General features: G+C 36.2%; 16 protein-coding genes and 1 pseudogene. 1 reads left to right on the top strand and 16 read right to left on the bottom strand.

Going from position 1 to position 21,524, the window contains the following annotated elements; all coding sequences use genetic code 11:
- Positions 1 to 11 precede the first annotated feature (11 nt).
- The 3 genes from MUB24_RS10420 to MUB24_RS10430 form a co-directional block, all read right to left on the bottom strand.
- Positions 12 to 881, bottom strand: a complete 870-nt coding sequence (locus MUB24_RS10420) for a carbohydrate ABC transporter permease (protein ID WP_244703778.1) — start codon at positions 879 to 881, stop codon at positions 12 to 14.
- An 18-nt stretch (positions 882 to 899) separates the two neighbouring features.
- Entirely contained in the window at positions 900 to 1,805 is a 906-nt protein-coding gene (locus MUB24_RS10425; protein ID WP_244703897.1) for an ABC transporter permease, read from the bottom strand.
- A gap of 473 nt (positions 1,806 to 2,278) precedes the next feature.
- Positions 2,279 to 3,292 (bottom strand): sugar kinase, encoded by a 1,014-nt coding sequence (locus tag MUB24_RS10430; RefSeq protein WP_244703779.1) that lies wholly within the window; start codon positions 3,290 to 3,292, stop codon positions 2,279 to 2,281.
- A gap of 512 nt (positions 3,293 to 3,804) precedes the next feature.
- Here MUB24_RS10430 and MUB24_RS10435 point away from each other — a divergent pair.
- Complete coding sequence (locus MUB24_RS10435; RefSeq protein ID WP_244703780.1) at positions 3,805 to 5,415, top strand: glycoside hydrolase family 43 protein; 1,611 nt, start codon at positions 3,805 to 3,807, stop codon at positions 5,413 to 5,415.
- 88 nt (positions 5,416 to 5,503) lie between these two features.
- Here the strand turns inward: MUB24_RS10435 and MUB24_RS10440 are convergent, their stop codons facing one another.
- The 13 genes and pseudogenes from MUB24_RS10440 to MUB24_RS10500 all read right to left on the bottom strand — a co-directional run bounded on the left by MUB24_RS10440 (position 5,504) and on the right by MUB24_RS10500 (position 21,499).
- Positions 5,504 to 6,130: a YesL family protein gene (locus MUB24_RS10440; RefSeq protein WP_244703781.1), complete on the bottom strand. Its 627-nt coding sequence runs from the start codon at positions 6,128 to 6,130 to the stop codon at positions 5,504 to 5,506.
- A 71-nt stretch (positions 6,131 to 6,201) separates the two neighbouring features.
- A complete protein-coding gene (locus tag MUB24_RS10445) occupies positions 6,202 to 7,074 on the bottom strand; it encodes a carbohydrate ABC transporter permease (RefSeq protein WP_244703782.1) in 873 nt (290 codons plus the stop codon).
- A 3-nt stretch (positions 7,075 to 7,077) separates the two neighbouring features.
- Positions 7,078 to 7,989, bottom strand: a complete 912-nt coding sequence (locus MUB24_RS10450; protein WP_244703783.1) for a carbohydrate ABC transporter permease — start codon at positions 7,987 to 7,989, stop codon at positions 7,078 to 7,080.
- A 39-nt stretch (positions 7,990 to 8,028) separates the two neighbouring features.
- On the bottom strand, positions 8,029 to 9,303 hold the full coding sequence (locus MUB24_RS10455) for an ABC transporter substrate-binding protein (RefSeq protein ID WP_244703785.1): 1,275 nt from the start codon (positions 9,301 to 9,303) through the stop codon (positions 8,029 to 8,031).
- A gap of 114 nt (positions 9,304 to 9,417) precedes the next feature.
- Positions 9,418 to 9,557 (bottom strand): annotated as a pseudogene (locus MUB24_RS10460) (family 43 glycosylhydrolase); the annotation flags it as partial.
- Positions 9,558 to 10,116: 559 nt separating this feature from the next.
- The gene (locus tag MUB24_RS10465) at positions 10,117 to 13,548 is read right to left on the bottom strand and encodes a glycoside hydrolase family 2 TIM barrel-domain containing protein (protein ID WP_244703787.1); all 3,432 of its coding nucleotides are present in this window, start codon (positions 13,546 to 13,548) and stop codon (positions 10,117 to 10,119) included.
- An 85-nt stretch (positions 13,549 to 13,633) separates the two neighbouring features.
- The gene (locus MUB24_RS10470) at positions 13,634 to 14,782 is read right to left on the bottom strand and encodes a Gfo/Idh/MocA family protein (protein ID WP_244703790.1); all 1,149 of its coding nucleotides are present in this window, start codon (positions 14,780 to 14,782) and stop codon (positions 13,634 to 13,636) included.
- A gap of 91 nt (positions 14,783 to 14,873) precedes the next feature.
- A complete protein-coding gene (locus MUB24_RS10475; protein WP_244703792.1) occupies positions 14,874 to 15,668 on the bottom strand; it encodes a Nif3-like dinuclear metal center hexameric protein in 795 nt (264 codons plus the stop codon).
- 83 nt (positions 15,669 to 15,751) lie between these two features.
- Positions 15,752 to 16,432, bottom strand: coding sequence for a YesL family protein (locus tag MUB24_RS10480; RefSeq protein WP_244703794.1), 681 nt, complete (start codon positions 16,430 to 16,432; stop codon positions 15,752 to 15,754).
- A 128-nt stretch (positions 16,433 to 16,560) separates the two neighbouring features.
- Positions 16,561 to 18,189, bottom strand: coding sequence for an ABC transporter substrate-binding protein (locus MUB24_RS10485; protein ID WP_244703796.1), 1,629 nt, complete (start codon positions 18,187 to 18,189; stop codon positions 16,561 to 16,563).
- 109 nt (positions 18,190 to 18,298) lie between these two features.
- Entirely contained in the window at positions 18,299 to 19,171 is an 873-nt protein-coding gene (locus MUB24_RS10490; protein ID WP_244703798.1) for a carbohydrate ABC transporter permease, read from the bottom strand.
- Between the two features lie 16 nt (positions 19,172 to 19,187).
- The gene (locus MUB24_RS10495) at positions 19,188 to 20,090 is read right to left on the bottom strand and encodes an ABC transporter permease (protein WP_244703899.1); all 903 of its coding nucleotides are present in this window, start codon (positions 20,088 to 20,090) and stop codon (positions 19,188 to 19,190) included.
- Positions 20,091 to 20,653: 563 nt separating this feature from the next.
- Positions 20,654 to 21,499: an SDR family oxidoreductase gene (locus tag MUB24_RS10500; RefSeq protein ID WP_244703799.1), complete on the bottom strand. Its 846-nt coding sequence runs from the start codon at positions 21,497 to 21,499 to the stop codon at positions 20,654 to 20,656.
- Between the last annotated feature and the right edge of the window lie 25 nt (positions 21,500 to 21,524).

The raw sequence follows: 21,524 nt of genomic DNA on the forward strand, positions 1-21,524 counted from the left end.
TGGAAAACTGTCTACTCTTTTATCGATCCGATCATCACCCCCTTAGCAAAATGCTTTTGTAAGAATGGATAAACGAGCAGGATTGGCACAATCGCAATCACAACAGCAGCCATTTTTAATGTTTCAGTTGGCGGTGGCTGAATCAGTGGATCCACATCACCTAGACTACTACCTGATGCATCAATTAACATATTTTGTAACAAGACTTGGATAGGCCATTTACTTGCATCATTTAAATATAAGAGGGCATTAAAATATTGGTTCCAATAAGCAACAGCGAAAAACAAACCAAATGCCGCAATCGATGGCAACGAGAGGGGAAGAATAATCTTAATCCATGCCGTAATATCATTACATCCATCAATCGTAGCTGCTTCGACAAGTGTGTCTGGGATGCTATCATAGAATCCTTTCATTAAAATGACAAACCAACCATTCGAAAGTGATACGAGAATCACAGACCAAAGACTATTAAGAAGTCCTAATTCCTTGATAAGTAAGTAGTTTGGAATAATTCCAGGACTAAATAAAATGGTAAAGAGAATTAATAGTAAGAGAAATCTTCTTCCTTTAAATTTCTTTCTTGACAAAGCGTAAGCTAAGGAGGAAGTGATGAGTAAACTACAAAACGTACCAACAACCGTTAAAAAGGTACTTACACCAAGGGATTGAATAAAAGCATCAGCCGAAAGAAGATATTTATAAGAAGCGAGCGACCAATGTTCTGGTAACAGAACTAGGTTTTTCTGCAGATACTCACTCGGTTCTGTAAAGGAAACGACAAACACATAATAAATGGGAAAAAACGTGACAATCGCAACGATCCCTAAAATCATAATATTAAACGTATTAAAAATTTTATCGCCTAAGCTACCTTTCATAAATCTCCACTCCTTTCTCTAGTAAATTCCTTCTTCTCCAAATCTCTTAGACATTCGATTAGCAATCACCACTAAAACTAAGCCAACAAATGATTTAAACAATCCCACGGCTGTACTGTAACTGAATTGCCCCTGTTGAATCCCCACTCGATAAACATACGTATCAAATACTTCAGCAACTTGTGAAACAGCCCCATTATACATTAGAAAGATTTGTTCAAAGCCGACTTCCATCACATCTCCGAGTCGCAAAATCAATAAAATAACAATCACATTACGTATGGCTGGTAAGGTAACATGCCAGATTTGCCTAAAACGGTTCGCTCCATCCATTCTTGCAGCTTCATATAAATCCGTATTAACACCTGCAATCGCCGCCAAAAATATAATGGTTCCCCAACCAGTTTCTTTCCAAATAGATTGACCTGTTAATAGAAACCAAAAAGTATTGGGATTTGTTAAAAAATCGAATTTATCAAAACCGATTTGTTGCATTAAGAGATTAATAACGCCTCCTGATTTGGATAAAAGCATAAATGATAAACTTGCAATGATGACCCAAGATAAAAAGTGAGGAAGATAAACGATGGATTGAACAATCCGTTTATATCCTTGATTTCTAAGCTCATTCAATAAAAGAGAAAGCACAATAGGAAGGGGAAAGAAAAAAACTAAATTTAAAAAACTGATCGCTAATGTATTTCGTAAGATCATCCAAAAATCGGAATTTGAAAAAAGCCTTTCAAAATGTTGCCAACCTACCCAAGGACTTTCTAAGTAACCTAAGAAAGGAGAAAAATCCTTAAACGCAATCGTAATTCCCCACATTGGTAAATATTTAAACATTAAAAAATAAATTAAACCAGGCAAGGCAAGCAGATAAAGATATCGATCTCTGATCACCTGTCTCCCAAACTTCTGCATTTTTAATTGAAAGCTTTCTTGGATGCTGTACACGCTTTCATTATTTGCTTTTTGACCATGTATTTTGCTATCCATTTCCCTCTTTCACTCCTTTCATTCTGATTCAAAGATGGAACGAGACGTCTTCCCCTCATCCTTGATGTATGTATTAACGTACAGAATGAGTGAATTTCCTGCAATATTACTTTTTTAATTTTGGGTAAAATGAGGATAGTACATTTTTTATTTTATTGATTTATTTTTGCATAAAGCTGGTTTCCGCATATGATCATCAGGAATTTATCTTGATAAATTGCAATCACACCAAGCTTCGGTTTGGAAACTAATGAAAAAATCTCCACAAGATTTACCTCGAGGAGATTTGTTTATAAATTTGGGAATTGAGTTCTTTATTTTTTTATTTCCAAAGATGTTTCATAGCCGTTTTTTTCCACTGTACGAAAATCGCAAGTTACTTAAACAAAGAAATCATTTCAACGCACAATTTTCCCAGACTCTTGCTCGGCGAATGCGCTGATTTCATCTTTCGAAAAAGTATTAACATCCCCATGAATCGTATGCTTTAAGGCGGAAGCGGCTGTTCCAAACGTAACGGTTTCTTCTGGATTCATGCCTGTTAAAATTCCATATAAAATTCCTGCAGCGTATGCATCTCCCCCACCTACTCGATCGACAATATGATCGATGTGAAAGACTTTTGACTGATAGAGCTTCCCGTCTACATAAAAATTTCCTTGCAGCGTATTTGTAGACGCAGAAATTACTTCTCGAAAGGTAGAATAGATAGACTTTATATTCGGATATTGGGTCCGAATGTTTTCATAATAATAATGAAGCTTTTCTGTTTGATTCATCCCTTCTTTTGCCTTAGGAATTCCGAGTAGATAAAGAGCATCCAATTCCCCACAAGAACAAATATCCATATAGGGAAGAAATTGCTTTAATGTGGCTCCGGCTTCTTTCTGGGACCACAATTTAGAGCGATAATTGAAATCAAAGCTAGTGAGTACGCCCTTTTCCTTGGCCTTTTTTAGTGAATAGGCTGTTAATTCCTTCATATTTGGAGATAATGCAGGCGTTATTCCGGTTACATGAAAAAGAGAGGCTCCATCAAAAATGGCTTCGAAATCCACATCATCAAGCTTCATTTGCGAAAAGCTAGAATGTTTTCGATCATACGTTACCTGTGTACTTCTTCCGCCCACTCCAGCTTCTATATAATAGGCGCCTAACCGTTCTCCCTCTTTTATTAAATAATCTGTATGTACGCCATTCGCTTTTAAATGTCTTTCCACGCCTTGTCCCAATGGATTATTAGGAACCTTACTAACAAAAAAGACATCTAGCCCAAAATTAGCTAAAGACACACTCACATTAGCCTCTGCTCCACCATAATGCATCATTAGTTGACTGGATTGCTGAATTCTTTCTCCTACTTTAGTGGAGAGACGCAATAGGATTTCCCCAAATGTGACAACTTTCTTCATACACCCGTCCCCCTTATTTCTTGAATTTTTCGCCTATATTGCTTGGCATGTTTCGTCGCTTTCTCGTATTCTTCCATTCCTATGCCGCTATCGATGATTGTACAAGCCAATTTTTCATCAACTCTCAGAATCTTTATACCAATTTTTCATTGCTTTTCAATGGTTCAATTTCATGTATACTCGCATTTTCCACGAATGGAATCAGCGACATATTTGGAATTATACAACCGTAAGTTGACTCATCTACAGAAATAGTATACCGCATTTTATCATTAAGGCGGTATTCTGTATTTCAAGAAACTACACTAATTCTTTACTAGTTCTTTTAAAAGTTTATATAGTCTTCTTACCTACAGTATACGGCCTCTCTTTGTTGATTTAATGGGTGAAGAACAACATCATGAATAGAAAAAGAATCGCATTATATTACTATATTACCATACTTGAAAGCGCATTATCTAGTATGGTAATATGATAGTAGAAATCGAAAATTCAATCAAGGAGTGGAAAAATTGACGATCATACATAATCCGATATTAACAGGATTCAATCCAGATCCAAGTATTTGTAGGGTAGGAGAAGACTATTATATTGCTGTATCAACTTTTGAATGGTTTCCTGGAGTTGGGATTTACCATTCAAAGGATTTGAAAAACTGGCGTCTAGTTTCAAGACCATTAAATCGTTTAAGTCAATTAAATATGATGGGTAACCCCGATTCTGGCGGAATTTGGGCACCTCAGTTGTCCTATAGTGATGATAAGTTTTGGCTTATTTATACCGATGTAAAGGTAACAGAAGGTCAATGGAAAGATTCTCATAATTACCTTGTTACTTGTGACACAATTGATGGTGAATGGTCTGAACCAATTTACTTAAATAGTTCGGGCTTTGATCCTTCTTTATTCCATGATGAAGACAGGAAAAAATATTTGGTCAATATGCTTTGGGACCACCGTGTTGGCAATCATAATTTTTATGGGATTGTCTTACAAGAATATAGTGCTGCTGAGGAAAAACTTGTTGGTAAAACAGAGATTATTTTTAAGGGGACAGATGTAAAATTAACAGAAGCTCCCCATCTTTATAAATGGAATGGTTATTACTATTTATTAACTGCAGAAGGTGGTACGAAATACGATCATCAAGCCACAATCGCTCGTTCAAAAAATCTAAGTGGACCATATGAAGTCCATCCTGAAAATCCTTTAATTTCTTCCTTTTCAAGACCTAGAAACCCGCTGCAAAAGGCTGGACACGCCTCTATTGTTAAAACACATACGGATGAGTGGTTTTTAGCCCATTTAGTCGGACGCCCATTACCTAAAGAGAATCAACCCTTATTAGATCCTCGAGGGTATTGTCCACTTGGGAGAGAAACAGCCATTCAAAGATTGGAGTGGAAAGATGATTGGCCCTATGTAGTCGGTGGTAATCAACCATCTCTTGAAATCGAAGGTCCTAATATTGAAGAAGTAAAATTCGAAAAAGATTACGAGGAAAAAGATGATTTTAATGCGGATACACTGAATTTACATTTTCAAACATTGCGTATCCCATTAGGGGAGGATGTTGTTTCATTAAAAGACAATCCTGGACACTTGCGGCTATATGGAAAAGAGTCTTTAATATCAAAATTCACCCAAGCTTTTGTAGCAAGACGTTGGCAACATTTCAATTTTGTAGCTGAAACAAAAGTTGCTTTTAAACCAAAATCTTTCCAACAATCAGCAGGACTTGTCAATTATTATAATACGCAAAATTGGACTTCCCTCCAAATTTCTTGGCATGAAGACAAAGGTAGAATTCTTGAACTGATGACCTGTGACAACTTTACATTTGATCAACCACTTAAAGGCGAAGAAATCACCATACCTGACCATGTTGATTATGTGTACCTACGAGTCAATGTCAAGACAACTACTTATGAGTATTCTTACTCTTTTGATGGTGAGAACTGGAATACGATTCCTATAGTATTTCCTTCGTACAAACTATCTGATGATTATATCCAAAGCGGAGGATTCTTTACAGGCGCGTTTGTTGGAATGCGTTGTCAAGATACTTCAGGTCAAAATAAACATGCTGATTTTGATTATTTCATTTATAAAAAAACTTTGTAATACGAAATATATAAAACCGCTTGGTTAAAGAGGAAATCTTATAACAAGCGGTTTGTTTCTTTGCCCCTATACTAAACAAGTTCTATCATTATTGTGTCTGCTGTTCATATTCAATTTTCTTAAACGATCGAAAACCAAACCACATAAGATTCAGGCTAAATAAACTCATACATAGTAATGGAATGAGACCTGAAAAATACCAGTACAAACAAATTATTACCACACAGCCAATCATCATCATGATCGTAGATGAAAGCTGTGAGATGCCAATCAATAAAGCATATTTAAAATACTCAAAAAAGGAAATTTTAAAATGTACATAAACAGGGAAAAAGTTCAATAAGGTAATCAAATATAAAAAACTTAAACAAAACATCATCACAAGAAGAATTTGAAATAAGATATGAGAAGATGTCTTAAAAAAAATGACATCTATCCTTAAAATATAGCCTATCGCCAGAAATATAAGGCCAAATAGATTTGATTTTATAAATTCTTGTCGAAAACTGTTCCAATAGATTTTGAAGGCTGATTCTGTTTCATTTCCCATAATCCATTGGCGTAAAAGTGTAAATAATCCGACCGTCGCTGGCATAAGCCCAAAAATACCTAATCCTACTATGATGAAAATCAACCATAGTAAATTGGCATAGACAAGTTTTATCAACCATTCCCCAGCTTGGTAGACCACCTTCATGGGTCCATTTAATTGCATGAACAGATCACTCTTTCTTTAAGGGGAACTTGATATCTGTTTTGTTTGTCAAGTTCCCTATTTTCTTTAGATCATCCCTTCACTGCACCAATCGCAACACTACCAATAATTCGCTTGGAAAAAAGCGCGAAAACAATAATAATCGGTAGAACGGATAAAGCGACACCCAAATACTGAACACCGTAATTTGTACCATAATAACCTTGAAGTAGTTGAACTAACAAAGGTAGTGGGTATTTATCATTAGAGAATAGTAAAACTAAAGGGCCGATAAAATTATTCCAAGAGCCAATAAAAGCAAAAATGCCTAGAGCTGCTAAGGCAGGTAAAAGCATAGGGAGAATAATTCGATTAAACGTTTTAAATTCCCCGGCACCATCTACCCTCGCTGATTCCATAATTTCATCAGGGATTGTCCCATCAATAAATTGTTTGACAAAGAAAACGGCGAACGCATTGGCTGCCGCTGGTAAAATCAGAGCGGCATAGGTATCTAATAAATTTAAGATATACATTATCCGGAAAGTCCCAACAAGTCCTAGTTGTTGTGGAACCATCATCGTGGCTAACACAAACCAGAATAATACTTTATTCCCTTTAAATTTATATTTAGCAAAGCCGTATGCATTTAAAGCCCCAAAATACAGTGTAAGCGCTGTTGAACAGGTAGATATAATTAAACTGTTCAAAAAACCACGCCAAATATTGATATTCTCATTCATAGATTGGTAATTTTCGATTAACGCTTGTCCAGGAAGGAAGATAAACTTTGACGCAATATCTGCATTTGTATGTGTCCCATAAATAATCATAATATAGAAAGGGACGATACAAATGATAGCCAAGACGACCAGAAAAACATGAATGAGAATATGACTTGGTTTAATCTTCTTAGAGTTCCGAATTGGTCGGCCGATTTCCGTTTGAACCGTCTGCTGTCCCATTATTTATGACCTCCCTTTAATCTGTTCAGTATTTGTTTTTCGATTCGTTATCGCAAAGGAAAGGATCGAAAAGATCACAATCACGATGAATAAACCGAATGCTATGGCAGAACCATATCCATATTGATAACGGGTAAAAGCCGTTTGATATAAATACATAACGCTTGTTAAAGTAGCTTTATCGGGCTCTCCTGTACCATCTGTTAAGGTATACGGTTGGTCAAATATTTGCATTCCACCAATAATTGATGTAATCACTTGGAAGATAATAATCGGTCTTAATAGTGGAAAAGTAATGTGAAAAAACACTTTCACTTTGGAAGCGCCATCAATTTCCGCCGCTTCTAATAAGTCTTTTGAAATTCCTTGGAGACCGGCAATATAGATGATCATGGAGTATCCAAAATATTGCCAGAAAAGAATGGATGAGACTAATATTCTCATAAAGATTGGCTTATCGGCCCAATAAATCGGGTCTTGAATAAACCCTAAACTCATAAGAAATTGGTTAAAGCTTCCTGTTTGCCAACTGAAAATTAATCCAACTAAGAGTCCCAATGAGGCGGCTGTTACAATGTTCGGAAAGAAAAAAACGGCTCTAAAGATACTTTTTCCTTTTACAAATTTTTCATGTAAGATGACAGCTAGTACAAGACTCACAGTTAATTGAGGGATAACCGAAACTCCCCATATGAGCAATGTATTAAATAATGATTTGTAAAAGAAAAAATCCCCAAAAAGCCTTTGATAATTCTCAAAGCCAACTAATGTCGGATTACCAAAACCATCCCAATCGGTAAAACTTAAATAAAAGGAGTATACAATGGGATACAATCCAAAAACTAAGAAAATGATAAAAAATGGTGCAATGAACACATATCCATAATGATCTTTTCGTAGTAATCTCGAAAACATATTCATTCCTCCTCGAAATATACAACCCTTTTGTATGTCTTAATTCACATCAATTTCAGGAAAATTATGCCCCACTTCTGTTTTGAATGATTCAAGCATTTCTTCTTTCGTTTTGTATCTTCCATTTAAATAATTATTGACCTTATCACTCCATATACCATTAAAATCATTATCATATTTTGTTTGTGGTGCTGAAGGAACTTGCTCTCCTGCTTCCACAAAAAATTCAAAGTATTTTTGACCCCCAAGAAATTCAGACGTTAATTTTGGTGCTAATTCAGAATCAATATCTTTATTACTAAGAAAATATTGTTGACTTTCTGCAAGCTCCTTTAAAAAATCGGAGTCAGACGTATAAAACTTCATAAATTCCCAAGCAAGATCCTTATTCTCACTTTTGTTATACATCGCTAAATAAGTGCCACCACTGCTGAATGATTTAGGACCATGGGCCAAACCCCATTTTCCAGCAGTTTCTGGTGCATCCTTTTCGAAAGTATACGGCAATCCCCATGTAGCTGCCGGATAAAACATCACCGTCCCCTTTTGCATGGATGCTGTTTTCGCTGGTCCTCCACTCTCATATTTGGCTTCCACATTCTTTTCTCTTGCTTCTTTTAATAAATCCAATTCATTCATTCGTACAGAATCAATCACCAATTTTCCATCAATGACCCAAGGTTCTTTAATATTCGCACTCTCTACGACATCAATATCATTCCAACCACCTAATGCGTGGATCTCTCCACCACTTTTTTCATAAACCCTTTCTCCAATTGCCATAATTTTGTCCCAACTGGAGATCATTTCACTTACTTCATCAGGATCATCTGTACCTAAGTATTCTTTTGTAAGGTCTCTTCGATAATAGAAACCTCCGGGTGTCCCCTGATATCCTAACCCCCTTACAATTCCCTCTTCGTCTTTTTCGATATCTTGAATATATTTAAACTGCTGCTCAAGTATTTCCTCAGCGTTATAAGGTGACTGTGTTAAGTTTTCTAGGCGTGGTATTTCTTTGATTTGTGGCCAATACGTATTTTCCACGAAGAAAATATCTGGAACGTTTTTCTCCACCTGTAAAACGGAAATCAGTTTTTGTACGTAATTATCATTTGTAATAAATAGAAGATTGACATGTATATCAGGATTTTTTTCTTCAAATTTTCCTACAGCGTACTTAGCCTCGTCCGTAAAAGTCCAGATGGTTAGTTCCTTCTTCTTTTCATTGGATGCTGACAAGGAACATCCTGAAAGAATAAGAGACAAACTTAAATGAACAATGATACATACAAATAAAAACTTTTTTCGCATTTCTACACCACCCTTTTATTTATTGGAGAAACAAAAAATAGTTCTATATGTATACCACCCCCTTAAATTAATTTACGTTTCTTTAAGGATGCTTTAAACGATCTAAGGATAAACTTTATCGGTATCCCATATCATATTAATTAGCCACTTTTTACCGTCTTCATCACGAAATAGGAGGGATCAAATCCACTACTATTTAAATAGATGGGATCAGACCACATATTCTTAGTTGTTACTAGGTAATTATGTGTATCCTAAAATGTCCCATATACCTCTTCTGAGTACCTTTTTGAATCTGTCTTGTACTCGTATTTTTTACCGATTAACTTCCCCTGACTTTTGTTGAGCGAATGCCATAATTTCTTCTTTCGAGAATGGATTAACATCGCCGTATATGGTATGTTTTAGGCGGATGCAGCTGATGCAAAAGAAACGATTTTATCCACACTGCATATCGGTTAAATAATCCATATAAAATGCCTGGGGCAAAGGCATCACCGCCCCCCACTCTATCAACACTATGATCAATCTGTAACACTTTCGACTGATGAAGCTCACCCTCCATATAAAAATTCCCCTGCAATGTATTCGTAGATGCTGAAATAACTTCCCGAATGTGGAACAAAAATATTCTATATTTGGATATTGAGCTTGAATAGTTTTTAATAGTAACAAAGTTTAGAACGAAAATTAAAATAAACATGCCGATTTTGATACTTTGTTTATAAAGAGAAGACGGTCAAATAACGATTAAGATAACAACCATACTGATTTTAACTGAAAATCTTATGGTTGCTTTTTGCACTATACTCTTTACTTTTCAAAGCGAAACCATCCAAAGTCAAAATTGCTTCCCGGGAGAAAAATAAACGTTACTTTTTGTAGACCTGTTACCTTTTCTAGTTCAAATACCCGTTCTTCATATCCTTCTGATTGCTTGAATTCTATAATTTGGCTACTTTCGCCTTCTTCATTAGCAAAACGTACGTGAATCGTATTTTTGTCGATCACGGATCTTCCGAAAAGGACTAGTTTCGTAGCACCCTCATTTGCAAAATCCATTTGTTCGAATTCTAAAGAAACATTATTGCCTATGCGCTCTATATTGTTACCCACCTGCTCAAATGAATCACCGTAAATTCTGTCACTAGCGGCAGCATCATTCTGTTCAAAGGCACGGTTCCCCTTTTCAAATGAGAATCCTTTAATATGTACCTTCTGTTGGAGGACAAAGCAAATGGAAGTTATCCCTCGTAGTTTTTTGGATAATTGATAAGTTTCTTCTTGATAAACATTCCATTTGGATTCCTTTTGATAAGTGACATCAGCTAACAATTCACTGCCCACTTCCTCAGGCATCCCCTCCCAAATTTGTAAATAATATTCTTCATTTGATAACGCAAAGATCGGAATTGTTATCGTATCAGAACCATATGGACCAAAGTCGATATCCCGATAACCTACTTGAGTTTCGCCATCTCTACTTGTGGCGACTCCTCTTTCATTACCATTACCGACTTCACCTTTACTATAGTCGTAAAGACCACCTGAGATAAATCCATAAGGATCTTTATAAGCCGTACCAAGATTAACAGCCGTAAATTCTAATTCGGAAATGAGTTTCGTTTTATCCGTCCCATTCTTACTTGTACAGCGCAGTCGAAACTCTCCATCTCCCAATGCTATAACCCTTACTTTATGTCCATCTGATTCCACTTTCGCAATAGTGGATTCAATCCCAACATCATTCACGACACTCCACTCAACTTCCCGGTAGGAAGTATTTTCGGGATATAACCTTACATGGATATCCATTTCTTTTGTGGTATTATCAAAGTTTTGTCCAGAATTACTTATAATCTCTAACTTCCGTAAAGGAATCTCCATTTTGTTCCCGGTCACGATCGGTAAATCCTTATTAGTTGTAAGAGCAGAAATTCCCTCGGCATCTTCACCCGCACTAGGAATAGATTCTAATGTGAATGTTTCTCCTTGCAATCCAAGAGAGGATACCTCCAGTTGAATATTTCCCGGTTCTAATGTTGACCCAATAATTGCCATTAACTTCCCACTAAATAACCTACGGCTCGTCCCTTTGTATGGATCATAGTCCGTACTATCACCGTTATCTAGACCTAGTAGACGCCCTGCTCCGGATACTTGAACAAAAACACGATTATTAGCATTTTCAACTCGATGGCCATTTTCATCTTCCACATTAATCTCAACAAATATTAAGTCTTCACCATTGGCAATAAGTTGATCCTTATCGGGAATTAAACTAATTTTCTTCGCATCACCAAAGGACTCTCGTACATCTGTCGCAATAATATTTCCTGATTCATCGTAGGCAATGGCCTTTAATTTCCCATGTTCATAAGGGACTTTCCACCACCCAAGAAGCTCTGTTCCATGTTCATGATCAATATTATGTATACCAATAGATCGACCATTTAATTGCAGCTCAATTTTTGGCGCATTTGAACAAACTCGCACATCAATCATTTGACCTTCATTAAAATCCCAATAAGGAAAAATATGAACCATCGGCTTTATCTTATAGTTTGTCCATGCTGCTTGATAAATGTAATAAGAATCCTTCTTAAAAGTAGCTGTATCTATTTGTCCAAAATAGGAGTTCTTCGTATGATAAGGGGTTGGTTCTCCTATATAGTCAAATCCCGTCCATAAAAACTGTCCTAAGGAAAAGGAAGTGTCTCTTTCAGCGAGAATACAAAATTCCGCTGATTTTGCCCCCCAACTTGTTGAACTATTGCCTAAAGCAGAACATTGCTCATCATCATCCGCTAGAATCGACTTTTCATACGGAAAATGGTAAATGCCTCTACTTTGTACAACAGAGGATGTCTCACTACCATAAATGACCCAATCTGGATGCTCCTCATGATGTTTTTGATAATATTTTTCCGCATAATTATAACCGGCAATCTTGACAATATCTGCGCACTTTTGAGCATTTTCCCATGGCATATAATTGGAACCAATCGTAACAACAGCATTCCCTTTTGGATCATATTCGTGCACATAATCCACGAGCATTTTAGTGATTTCCTGTCCTCGCTCATCGGCGTGTGTATCATAAATTTCATTTCCAATACTCCACATTAATAGACTCGGATGATTCCGATCCCGCTTGACCCAACTTTTTACATCCATTTTTGCCCACTTTTTAAAGAATCGGGCATAATCAAAAGGAGTCTTCGGTCTTTCCCACATATCAAATGCTTCAGATACGATGAGGAATCCCATTTCATCGGCTAGATTCATTAGCTCTTTGGCAGGCATATTATGTGCTGTGCGAATGGCATTAACGCCCATATCTTTCAATATCTCAAACCTTCTTTTAAGGGCAACTTTATTAAAGGCTGCTCCTAATGCTCCTAAATCGTGGTGTTCACAAACTCCATTTAATTTCATCTTTTTCCCATTCAGTTTAAGACCTTTCTGTGGGTCGAGCACAATATATCGAAAACCAATATTCTGTGAGTATTCCTCGATTACCTTTTGGTCACCATTATTTACATCACATAATAATTGTGTTTTTAGTTGATACAGATTAGGATCTTCAGGGCTCCATAATAATGGATGGGCTACAAAAAGGCTGTGTTCGACTTTCTGAAATGAAGCGTTTCCAGCTGTTACCTTTTTGGACGATTTCACAATCTCTTGCCCATTATATAAAATGGTATGAACAAGATAAGCATCATCATGAATGTTCAAATCTGTCTCTACTTCTACATACCAACTATCTCCTGCCTGTTTTGTCGTCACATAAATACCATCTGTCCCAATATGATTTTGCTCTCTAACTTTTAACCATACATTGCGATAGATACCCGCACCTGAATACCATCTACTATTGGGACTCTGATAGACAATTTTCACAAGTATTTCATTTTCACCTTCCACAAGCTTCTCTGTGATATCGAATTCGAAGGATGAATACCCATATTTCCATTCCCCGACTAATTGTTGATTTACATATAAAGAAGAATCCATATAAACTCCGTCGAAATATAATAGGAGTTGCTCCTCTTTTCCTTTTATATATGAAAATTTCTTGCGATACCAACCGATGCTGTTTTCATATAAATCCAAAGTGTTATAAATAAGCCAATCATGTGGAAGATCCACAGGTTTAAATTCCAAATTAATACAGTCGGTTAGTTCTAAATCACTTTTAGCGAATTCCCAACCATCGTTAAAAAGAAGTTTTTTATTCACGATTATAAATATCCTTTCCTCGATAAACATTATGTAATGTATTCATTCTGCTAACAACCTAACTAGCAGAATGAATCATTCATTTCTAATTTCCCCCACTTGTAATTTCATTATTGGCGAAATTCTCAACAGATGCCGTTTTTTCATAGAAATAAGTGGTGTTTTTTAAGATTCCTTCCCTTGTATAAAATGGGCTATCCGCTTTAAGGGGAAGCTTGACTGTCTCTTTTAAACTAGCAGATTGATAGATCGCTGTAATAAGCTCTAGCGTTTGCTTTCCTTGTTTTCCATCAATTAAAACTTTCGTGTTGTTTTCAATAGCTGAAAGCACGTCTTGGATTTGTCCTGCATGTCCTTCATATGGCAAGTTTGGTAGTTGTTCATATACTTTTTGAATTTCTACTTCTACTACTTGATCTTCTTCTGGAAAACCATTTTCTTTTGCTTTTGAAGCCTTCAATTTCCAAGGTGCTGAAACGCGTGCTTTTTTCCCTTGGAATATCAATTGCTGTTCTTCTCCATGGTGAACAACCGAACTTGTAATTTGTGCGAGACTTCCATTATCATACTTGGCGATCGCAATCGACAAATCCTCTACTTCAGCATTATCATGAGAAGTGTTACTCGTGATTGCCGTGATTTCCGCTGGCATCCCGTTCATCCATTGAAATAGGTCAATATGATGTACGGCATGATTTAGTGTGCAGCCGCCACCTTCTTTTTCCCATGTACCTCGCCACCACAAATCATAATAACTATGTCCTCGCCACCAATATGAATCTACTTGTGTATGGACAACCGGTCCCATTAACTTTGTATCAAGTACCTTTTTTAGTTTCATCATCGGTGTTGTAAAGCGATTTTGTGCAACAATGGACAAAACTTTCTGATTTCTATATGCGGCTTCATTCATCGCATCGCATTCTTCAAGCGACGAAGCCATTGGTTTTTCAACTAAAACATGCTTCCCGGCGTTTAAAAAGTCAATTGAAATTTCTGCATGTGTATATGGTGGTGTACAAACAGAAATAAGGTCAATATCCTGCCTATTCAAAAGCTCTTTGTGATTATCCACAATGTCAGCTGTAAGCTGGTATTCCTGTTTTAACTTTTCTGCCTTTTCAGGGTATTGATCACATAAGGCGACAATCTTGCATCGATCAGGAAACTTCAGGTAGGCATTCACATGAGCTGGAGCAATCGCTCCTGTACCAATAATCGCGATATTTAACATCTAACAAACTCCCCTTTTCGATTGATTATTAGTTGAAATAGAACCATTGACAATTAAAGTTTACATTTGTTATTACGGCATTGTCCTACTATTATATAATTTGAAAAACAGGTTTTTCATCTAGAAAATGTACAGGAATAGTTGGATAGACTGATTTTAATTTTTTTGCTAAATACCTCATCCCTGCTTCCTCACTTTCAGCATGACCAAGGAAGATTAAAGCCCTCTTACGACCTTGCTGTACGGCATCTCTTACATATTCTGGTGTTTCCCATTCAGGTCCTTCACCTGTAATCAGTAAATCCAGTTGTTCCCGTTCAAATAAAGGAATTGCATTTTCTCCCCCACCTCGATAACCAACAGATACAGCTACACGCTTACATATCTGTGATACTTCACCAACAACGCGCACATATGGAATATCCAGCTTTTTCTTTACATATTCCGCGATTTCTTCTAATGACAACGCAGGCAATGTAAGAATCGATTCAATAGGATCGTTCTTTTCTACATAACATCCCCAATCTAAACTATGAAGTAATTCTATTGTTATGCCATCCGGTTTATATAAATGTATAGCATCATGCAAACGAAAAATTGCCATATCTGAGGATTCAATTAAGCGCCTTTTTTCAAGATAAATAGGGTCTTGTAGCCATTTATCGGTTTGATCGTGATGACTATAATAAATTCCTTCGTGAGTAATAATTAAATTGACACCTAAATCTGTCGCCCGTTGAATCACATCATATGTTGCCATGAAGGTTGTACCAATTCCTTTAACAACCTTATCTTTCTCCCCTGCAATGAGCGTATCTACAGTTTTTTTTAGTTTAGGTATAGGCTTGATCAACTCATTTATTACTTCTTCCACTTTTATCATCATTAAGCCATACCCTCTTTTTTAATAGTTATCGAGATTTCAGTATTGAGACTAAACAATCTTATCTTCTTAATGTTTTAGTAATATTATTTTGTATAATTCTCCTCAATATCATCAATGACCGTCCTACTATTTAAGGTAAGAACATAACTTAGAACACTCGCAATAAATAAAAATAGAAAGTCTGTTGTAATCAACATTAAAAATAAAGCGATTATAATAGTCCCAATATTACCGGTCGTTATTTTTAATTTTTTAAAACTGTAATAAATAGATAGTTTAAATACATCTCTCATTCTAAATTTAAATTTAGCCGTAATCGGAAACACATAGAGTAAAATACAAATAAGAAAACCAAGGCCCACTAAAAATACAACCGCCATAATTTGGTTGATCTTCGTACTATCTTGATAAAAGTATTGCAAATCAATAATAAGTATAAAGATTGCCGCAAGCATTGGCAGCCATACTTTTAACGTATCTTTAAAGTTGATTTTATAACCATAGAAAAAATCCTTTGTAGGTGAAATTTCCTTTTCTCGTACTAATTTATCCATTACATAGCATAGGGCTGTGATAGCAGGACCCGTTGGAATAAGGGCTAAAAAAATCAAGATCATATTGGAGAGCACAGGTTCTAATGTCATAAAGGCAAATAAAAAAATAATATTACAAAAAACAAAGAAAATATTGGTTAGTATGAACCAATAAATATAATTGGTGACAACGGAAAATATCCCTTGACCGAATTCTTGACGTTTATTCATGCCCGTTCATCCTTTTTTTGATTGATAAAGTACTACTCCTTAAGGAATATGGCTATTTACAAACATACAACTACCTGCAATAAAGATCTTCCTATATCATTGCAGGTAGTTTTTCATTATTCAATTAGTTAATCTTGATTTTTGTATACTTCATTTGCTAAGTCTACATAATCCTGCATTCCCATATTCTCCAATTCTTTTACATAGTCATTCCATTTGGACAAATCACGATCTCCTAGGATGAATTCATAAGTTGCTGTATCAACAAAGTCTTTCAAAGGTGTACTTAATAGAGTGGATTGTTCCAGCTCCATCTCGTCGTATCTAATTGGTGGATCAGGTAAAATAAGTTCTTTCGTTTCATGCATAGCATCTTGGAATTCAATCTCTTCTTCACTAAACATTGAATGAAGAAGCTCAGTTGTTCCTCCATAAGCAAAGTTTCCTCCAGAGAAACCAAAATCGGCATTCAATGCTTTCGTACCAGATGAATTTAGACCCACATAGTCCACATCATCTGTTAGAGTGCGTTTACCATTGGCATCTTTTGTATACGTAACGCCTTCTACTCCCCATTTAGCAAATTCCTGTCCTTCATCGCTATACCATAGCCAGTCAACAAACTGAAGAATTGATTCAAAGTTAGGATCATCTTTCACTTTAGAAGAGAGCATAATCCCATTCTCTAATTTAGATCCCCCCATTACTTGTCCTGCTGGACCACCCGGTACAATAATTTTTTTAATTGCAAAATTGTCTTTTCCAAGAATATCATTCATTTCTTTACGATAATCTACGATTGTCTGTGAGTTTGTTCCTATGACAAAAGATTCTCCATTGACGAATTTCTTTTGTGCTTGATCATCATCTTGTGTCAAACTTTCTTTATCGAGTAAACCTTTATTCACAAGTTCATGGAAATAGGTAACCATTTCTTTATATCCTTCTTTCGCTGGACCAAAAACAAACTCATCCTTGTCTTTATCGTAATTCAAGGCAGAACCAAGACCCCAGCCAGCAGTTGTTCCAAAACTAGTTGCTGCAAAGTTCAAAGTACTTTTAAATTCCCATCGATCTGAGAAAGGTGTGACATCAGGGTATGCTTCTTTCATTTTTTCTAACACAGTTTCAAGTTCATCCCAAGTTGTCGGCATTTCTAGCCCTAATTCATCCAAAATATCTGTTCTAATCGCTAAAGAATAGTCTGGCCAAACATCTTCATGAAGACCTGGTAATACATAATATTTACCGTCATCCTGGCGCAATCCTTCTAAGAAAGGCTCAATATTCCACTTTTCTACTTTATCTTTATAGTTAGGCATTAAATCTACATAATCACTGATCGGTAAAATCGTGCCTGAAGATACAAACGGTACTTCCTCACCAGGATATGTCTTTGGAATAATATATGGCGCATCTCCACTACTGATAAGTAAACTTCTCTTTTGGCCATAATCACTCATTGGCACAATGGTCATATCTAGATTAACATTCGTTCTTTTCTTCAGTTCCTCAAACAAAAGCCAATCTTTTTTGTACGGATAATTTGGGTGATCACTATATAACATCGGAATTGTAAGCTCTTCTTTCGCCTTAAATGTATCGCCTACACTATAATTATCCATAGCCGCCTTACTTTCAGGTACATCTGGTTTCTTGTCCCCACCAGTTTTTTCAGAATCACATGCCACGAGCGTAAAGGCAATGATCGATAAACATGAAATAAGGAACAAAAGCTTTTTAAACCCTTTCTCCATTTGATACTCCCCCTCAATTTTTATTAAACGATGGTAAGACAGTAACTAGCAGTAATAGACGATTGATTGATCCACCTCCTTACATGCAAGTTTCTACCAAGTAAAATCCTTACCCTTTGACAGATCCTAACATGACACCGGAAACAAAATACCTCTGTACGTAAGGATAAACACATAAAATCGGTAAAACTGTTAAAACCATTGTGACCGCTTTAATATTGGAAGAAATTTGTGCTAGATCATCTGCTCCTGTTGCTCCAACAGACCGTGAGGAATCAGCACCCTTTATCAAATTCCGCAAATAGATTTGTACTGGAAAAAGGTCTTTATCTTCGAGATAGATAAATGCTGGAAACCAAGCATTCCAATTCCCTACTGAATAGAATAAAGTCATTGTAGCAAGCACAGGACCGGAAAGAGGAAGTACAATTCTGAACAATGTTCCATAAGTACTTGATCCATCCATAATTGCTGCCTCTTCCAGTTCATCCGGGATATTTTGGAAGAATGTTTTCATAATCAGCATATTGAAAACACTAATTGCCCCTGGTATCACAATCGCCCACATTGTATTCCCCATACCTAGAGATTTCACCAAAACATAGTTCGGAATCAGCCCTCCGCCAAAGAACATAGTAAATACAGCGAACATAGTAAAGAACTCTTTACCCAAAAGGCGTTTCTTCGATATAGCGTAAGCAAACATCGTTGTCATAACCATTTGAATGCCTGTCCCAACAACTGTGTAAATAACTGTGTTTTTATAATTAATCCAGAACATACTATCTTTGACAATAATTTTATACGTATCCACGTTAAACCCTTTTGGCCATAGATTAACTTTTCCTGAAGAGATATAAGCTTCCGAACTAAACGATTGCGCCACAATATTTATAAACGGGTAAAAGGTCAAGACGACAATAAGTGCTAGGACGGCGACGTTAAATATTCTAAATATTTTGTATTGTATGGATTCCTTCAAAATACTCCCCCCCTCCTTACCACAAACTACTATCTGTGAGTCTTCTTGAAATATAGTTCGCTGAAAAGACCAAGATGAGTCCGATAATTCCTTCAAAGAGACCGATGGCTGTTGCATAACTAAAGTTACTAGATTCTAGACCCACACGATAAACATAGGTTGCAATAACATCAGATGTTTTATAGTTTAGCGGATTGTACAAAAGTAATATTTTTTCAAATCCAACCGCTAATAGGTTACCAATATTTAAAATCAATAACGTAATGATGGTAGGAAGAATTCCTGGAATCGTAATATGAAGAGTCTGTTTCCAGCGATTTGCTCCATCGATTTTCGCTGCTTCATACAATTCATTATTAATACCCGTTAGTGCCGCAAGATATAGAATGGCTCCCCAACCAAGGCCTTGCCATATTTCAGAGCCGATATAAATCGTTCGGAACCATTCAGGTTTCTGGATAAAACTAATCCGATTCCCTGTGAAAAATTCGACAATATTATTTATCGATCCATTGACAGCAACCAGTTCCAAAATCATCCCCGATACGATTACAATTGAAAAGAAATGTGGTAAATATGAAGCCGTTTGCACAAATCTTTTGAATTTCATCGATTTCAGTTCATTTAACAAGAGAGCAAAAATGATCGGTGCTGGGAAAGTGATAATCAATGTGAGACTACTAAGAATGAGCGTGTTTTTAAAAACCTTCCAAAAAGTTGGATCGCTTATAAACATTTTCACATAATGTAAACCTACCCATTGGTCTCCAAATATACTTCCCCCTGGCACAAACTTCCGGAAGGCAATAATATTACCCGCCATTGGTCCGTATTTAAAGATAATTAGATAAAGGATGGGGAGAACCAGTAAAGAGTAGAGCTGCCAGTCTTTCTTAAGGGCTCTTAAAACTATTGTCATTCTTGATATTTTCTTTGTGGGTATGTTTGTTTCAGTCTTTTCGGCTATTTGTTGCACGTATACTCCCCCTTTATACCTAGTTTAAACACAAAAGTACATCAAGCGTTTTCAAATTGTCTCAGCGCTTACAAAACATAGTTTGTTCAATGGATAATCAAACTAAAAATACCATTTTCATCAAAACCTTAATCTATACAGTTTCTTTAGAATCCTTATATCTTTCATATCCATAATTCATGAAGAATCCCAAAATTCGATAATATTCTCCCCGCTTACTGCTGTAATTCGACAATTTTCCGCAGCGCTACATCGCTATCTAACCTACTAGTATGTTAGTTTAATTATATATTATCGTTGATCCTAGAAATAATCAATACATTATTTCATAAAACCTCTATAATTTTTCAAGAATTTTAATCGGGACATAAGTACCTAATTATTATCGTCTTTTAATTACCCAATCTTGTATCTAAATATAATTACGATCATTAAGCGGCAATTAATCTAGTTTTTAACTTTTATTTTTCTTACTCGAAGAAACGAGAGAAAAAACAATGACCCGGTTACACACCCGCATACGCCATAAATCCACCATCAACAGGCACACAAATTCCTGTTACAAAGCCACTAGCTTGATCATCCGCTAACCATAGTAATGTTCCTAGTAAATCCTCGGGACGTCCTAATTTTCTCATTGGCGTATGAGCCACTATTTTTTCCATTCTTGGTGTTGGACTTCCATCTTCGTTTGTAAGCAATGAACGGTTTTGATCTGTTAAGAAGAAACCAGGTGCAATCGCATTGACACGAATATCGGATGGTGCCATATGTACGGATAACCATTGTGTGAAATTATTTATCGCTGCTTTCGCCGCACTATACGCCGGAACCTTCGTCATTGGACTAAATGAGCTCATCGATGAAATATTGATCACAGATCCATGATTTCCTATCATTCGCTTGGTAAAAATTTGCGTAGGAATCAGTGTACCAATAAAATTCAAATGAAAAACGGACTCAAAACCTTCTGTTGATAAATCAAAAAAGGAGAGGACATCTTTGTCTTTTACATCTGCTAGATGAAATGTTTCATTGGTTGTACTCGCCTTCGGATGATTTCCACCGGCACCATTCATTAATAAATCACAGTTTCCATATCTTTCAAATACCAGTTCATCCGCTTTATGAACACTTTCCTTATCTAATACATCACATTGAATCGGAAAAGCTTCTCCACCAGCTTCTTTAATCTCATCTGCCACTTTAACCGCCTTTTCATAGGTACGGTTTAAAATCGCGACCTTCATTCCTTGTCTTGCAAGTTCCTTCGCCATACAACCACATAAAATACCGCCACCACCTGTTACGACGGCTACTTTTCCTGCTAAGTTTGGATTTTTTGCTAACATAACTCAGGACTCCTTTCAATGCTTA

Origin of the sequence: Lederbergia sp. NSJ-179, assembly GCF_022867885.1 — a bacterium.
Taxonomy (GTDB): Bacteria; Bacillota; Bacilli; order Bacillales; family Bacillaceae_C; genus Lederbergia.

What these genes read in the sequence shown, in the direction of transcription:
- MUB24_RS10495 (WP_244703899.1), bottom strand. Translation starts at nt 20,090, where the DNA reads ATGACAATAGTTTTAAGAGCCCTTAAGAAAGACTGGCAGCTCTACTCT.
- MUB24_RS10440 (WP_244703781.1), bottom strand. Translation starts at nt 6,130, where the DNA reads ATGCAATTAAATGGACCCATGAAGGTGGTCTACCAAGCTGGGGAATGG.
- MUB24_RS10450 (WP_244703783.1), bottom strand. Translation starts at nt 7,989, where the DNA reads ATGTTTTCGAGATTACTACGAAAAGATCATTATGGATATGTGTTCATT.
- MUB24_RS10500 (WP_244703799.1), bottom strand. Translation starts at nt 21,499, where the DNA reads ATGTTAGCAAAAAATCCAAACTTAGCAGGAAAAGTAGCCGTCGTAACA.
- MUB24_RS10485 (WP_244703796.1), bottom strand. Translation starts at nt 18,189, where the DNA reads ATGGAGAAAGGGTTTAAAAAGCTTTTGTTCCTTATTTCATGTTTATCG.
- MUB24_RS10420 (WP_244703778.1), bottom strand. Translation starts at nt 881, where the DNA reads ATGAAAGGTAGCTTAGGCGATAAAATTTTTAATACGTTTAATATTATG.
- MUB24_RS10480 (WP_244703794.1), bottom strand. Translation starts at nt 16,432, where the DNA reads ATGAATAAACGTCAAGAATTCGGTCAAGGGATATTTTCCGTTGTCACC.
- MUB24_RS10430 (WP_244703779.1), bottom strand. Translation starts at nt 3,292, where the DNA reads ATGAAGAAAGTTGTCACATTTGGGGAAATCCTATTGCGTCTCTCCACT.
- MUB24_RS10455 (WP_244703785.1), bottom strand. Translation starts at nt 9,303, where the DNA reads ATGCGAAAAAAGTTTTTATTTGTATGTATCATTGTTCATTTAAGTTTG.
- MUB24_RS10475 (WP_244703792.1), bottom strand. Translation starts at nt 15,668, where the DNA reads ATGATGATAAAAGTGGAAGAAGTAATAAATGAGTTGATCAAGCCTATA.
- MUB24_RS10445 (WP_244703782.1), bottom strand. Translation starts at nt 7,074, where the DNA reads ATGGGACAGCAGACGGTTCAAACGGAAATCGGCCGACCAATTCGGAAC.
- MUB24_RS10470 (WP_244703790.1), bottom strand. Translation starts at nt 14,782, where the DNA reads ATGTTAAATATCGCGATTATTGGTACAGGAGCGATTGCTCCAGCTCAT.
- MUB24_RS10425 (WP_244703897.1), bottom strand. Translation starts at nt 1,805, where the DNA reads ATGCAGAAGTTTGGGAGACAGGTGATCAGAGATCGATATCTTTATCTG.